Source organism: Enterobacter sp. CFEC122 (genome assembly GCF_052983755.1).
In genome coordinates, this window is the sequence record NZ_JBRIQR010000097.1 from 1 (window position 1) to 2856 (window position 2856).

At 43.3% G+C, this 2856-nt stretch carries 3 protein-coding genes; 1 reads left to right on the top strand and 2 read right to left on the bottom strand.

Going from position 1 to position 2856, the window contains the following annotated elements:
• Together ACVCAM_RS26135 and ACVCAM_RS26140 are read right to left on the bottom strand one after the other, a co-directional pair.
• Nucleotides 1-463: cytochrome b562 (locus ACVCAM_RS26135; protein WP_447093745.1), on the bottom strand; the 463-nt coding region annotated here is incomplete at its 3' end.
• An 18-nt stretch (nucleotides 464-481) separates the two neighbouring features.
• Complete coding sequence (locus ACVCAM_RS26140) at nucleotides 482-1420, bottom strand: cation diffusion facilitator family transporter (protein ID WP_001198019.1); 939 nt, start codon at nucleotides 1418-1420, stop codon at nucleotides 482-484.
• A 695-nt stretch (nucleotides 1421-2115) separates the two neighbouring features.
• On the opposite strand from ACVCAM_RS26140, the gene ACVCAM_RS26145 reads away from it, so the two are divergent.
• Nucleotides 2116-2730, top strand: a complete 615-nt coding sequence (locus ACVCAM_RS26145) for a recombinase family protein (protein WP_003846897.1) — start codon at nucleotides 2116-2118, stop codon at nucleotides 2728-2730.
• Nucleotides 2731-2856: the final 126 nt, after the last annotated feature.

Below are 2856 nucleotides of genomic sequence, written 5' to 3' on the forward strand. Positions count from 1 at the left end.
CTAGTTTATTGTGGTATTTTCTCATCAGACTGCCTAGTTTCTGTGCTGCAATTTTCCCGGCGTCAAGACCTTCCTTCTCAGCGGTACTTTCAACGGCAGTTACCTCATCAATTAGAAGTGACATGCCTGCAACATACGTTTCCCTGTCATACCCTTCTACAGGGCTGTTCAGGATGGACTCTGCTGTTGCTTTCAGTTCCCGCATATCTTTCCTGAAGGATGTAACGTCCTCCTCCTTAAGTGCTGCGCGGTAGCTTTTATTCATCATCTTCATGGCATGTTCAACACCGTCAGAACCAGCCATTACACAGGGGGATAAAAGAAGGGTGGCTCCTATCACAACAGTACGCATAATTTTTCTCATAATAGCCTCCATATTGTTTACTCTCGTTTTCACAGTCAGAAGGGGTAATATTGCGCAAAAAAATAATCCCTTCCCAATCCTCTCAAAAAACAGCAGCATTCATATTATTTTTCAGGATTATTTGCCCCCGCAACCAGGACTATTATCACCTTTAAAATAAGGGTCAACATGTGTCATAACATTTAAAACATGATGATTATCTAAAACTGATTTCCTGGCCAAAACAGCAATGTCATGTCCTACTTTCACTGATAAATCACCATCAATTTCCAGATGAACATCAACCACAACAAGGTCCCCCATTTTTCTGGTCTTGAGATCATGGATGCCTTCGACCCCAGGCGTGGACAATAATGTTGTTTTTATACTATTTTCAGTTTCAATATCCACGGCCCTGTCCATCAAGTCATGAAGCGAATCTGACATAAATGAATATCCCATTCTGGTCACAATCAGTCCCACAACCAGTGCAGCTACCGGATCAAGCAATTTAAACCCTGATAAACTACCAATAATACCAATAGCCACCACCAAAGATGAGGCGGCATCAGAGCGGGCATGCCAGGCATTGGCAACCAGCATAGTGGATTTTACTCGGGTTGCTACTGCCAGCATATAGCGAAAAAGAAGCTCTTTGATAACCAGTGCGGCTAAGGCCACCCACAGAGCAACAATATGTACCTGAGGAATATCATCTGGTTGTTGCATTTTATTTGCTGCTGACCATAACATCCCGATGCCAACAATGAATAAAATTGTCCCCAGAATTAATGATGCACCATTTTCATAACGATGATGCCCGTAGTGATGGTCATCATCGGGATTTTTTTTACTTTTATGATTAGCAATAAGCACCACAAAGTCTGAAACTAAATCAGACAGAGAATGGATACCATCCGCAATAAGCCCCTGAGATCCGGAAAATACGCCAGTAATCACTTGCCCGGATGTCAGAAAACAATTAACAAGCACACTAACCCATGTGCTTTTACGGGCCGCGAGGAAACGCTCATGAGAACTAATATCAATATCATCCGTAAGTTTGTTTACCTGCACCTGAAACTCCTAATAACAGCATCTACAGTTAATACTAAGCAGCCAATACTACCCGGCCAAGTTCAGTTTTGGTATATGAAATTTTGAGGTACTGTGGTGAAAATATAAAAATGGTGAGATTTATTCCTGTAAAGACCGCGCCATGGTGGCGATAACATCTATTTATCATAACGCCTGAACATTAATTTATTCTGAACAGAAGAGAGAAGAAAAGTTGACAGTTATCACAACTATACACTTACGCCCAGTGTGGATGGGTTCAACAAACTAAAATTGCAAACCCGATTAACTGAGGAATTGAGCGCTCTCGAAGAGGAGTTGCTTTCGGGTAGCTGTCAACCATTGCAAAATGGTAAACAACATCCTTTGGGTCCCCAACTGTGTGGCCACTGTAGTGACTGTGGTGGGTGATAGAACTGGTCACATTGATGCCAGACTTTTTCGTGCCGCATGTATGGCACACTGAATTTGATTAAGACCTGCTGAAATGAAACCGGAGTGCTTCAGCTACAGAAACTGACCAAATCGTATACCCCAAGCAAGATCTGAATACCATCCGAACAATATCTCTTTTAGGTATACCTGATAAAGACCATGATACAAAGTCTCAATAGGGTTGAATTTGACTCTATTGACAACAAAAACACGCACTGTATCATATAGGTATCCATTTAACACTCAAAAGAGAATGCATGATGAATGTTCGTATTTACTGCCGTGCATCTACCGAAGGCCAACATGCTGATCGTGCATTAGTTAGCCTGCGCGAATTTGCGCAAAGCAAAAACTGGCAAGTAGCCGGAGAATACATTGAAAATGCCAGTGGTGCGAAGCTGGAGCGTGTGGAACTGATGCATCTCCTTGAGGAAGCACAACCCGGCGATCTGCTTCTCATCGAATCGATTGACCGTCTCAGTCGTCTTCAACATGAAGAATGGGCTGAACTCAAAGCTACGCTGAACAGTAAAGGACTGGTTATTGTTTCGATGGATTTGCCAACAAGCTGGCAGATGGTTGAAATGTCCGGCAACGACCTTACCAGCGGCATTCTTCGGGCAGTCAATGCTATGCTGATCGATATCCTTGCGACAATGGCACGACAAGATTATGAAACCCGCCGTAAACGCCAGGCACAGGGGATCGAGAGAGCAAAACAGGCAGGTTTGTATACGGGAAAAGAGAAAGATATGGAAGCCCGTGAAGTGGTACGTGAAATGTTGGCACAGAACGTTAAACCAGCTCACATAATGAAAGCTGCTGATATCAGTCGTGCAACGTTCTACCGGATCAAAAAGGAATTGGTAATCTAGGGAAGGTGCGAACAAGTCCCTGATATGAAATCATGTTTGTCATCTGGAGCCATGGAACAGGATTCATCATGAGTCATCAACTTACCTTCGCCGACAGTGAATTCAGCACTAAGCGCCGTCAGACCA

Coding starts and splice junctions, on each gene's coding strand:
- ACVCAM_RS26145 (WP_003846897.1), top strand. CDS start 2,116: ATGAATGTTCGTATTTACTGCCGTGCATCTACCGAAGGCCAACATGCT.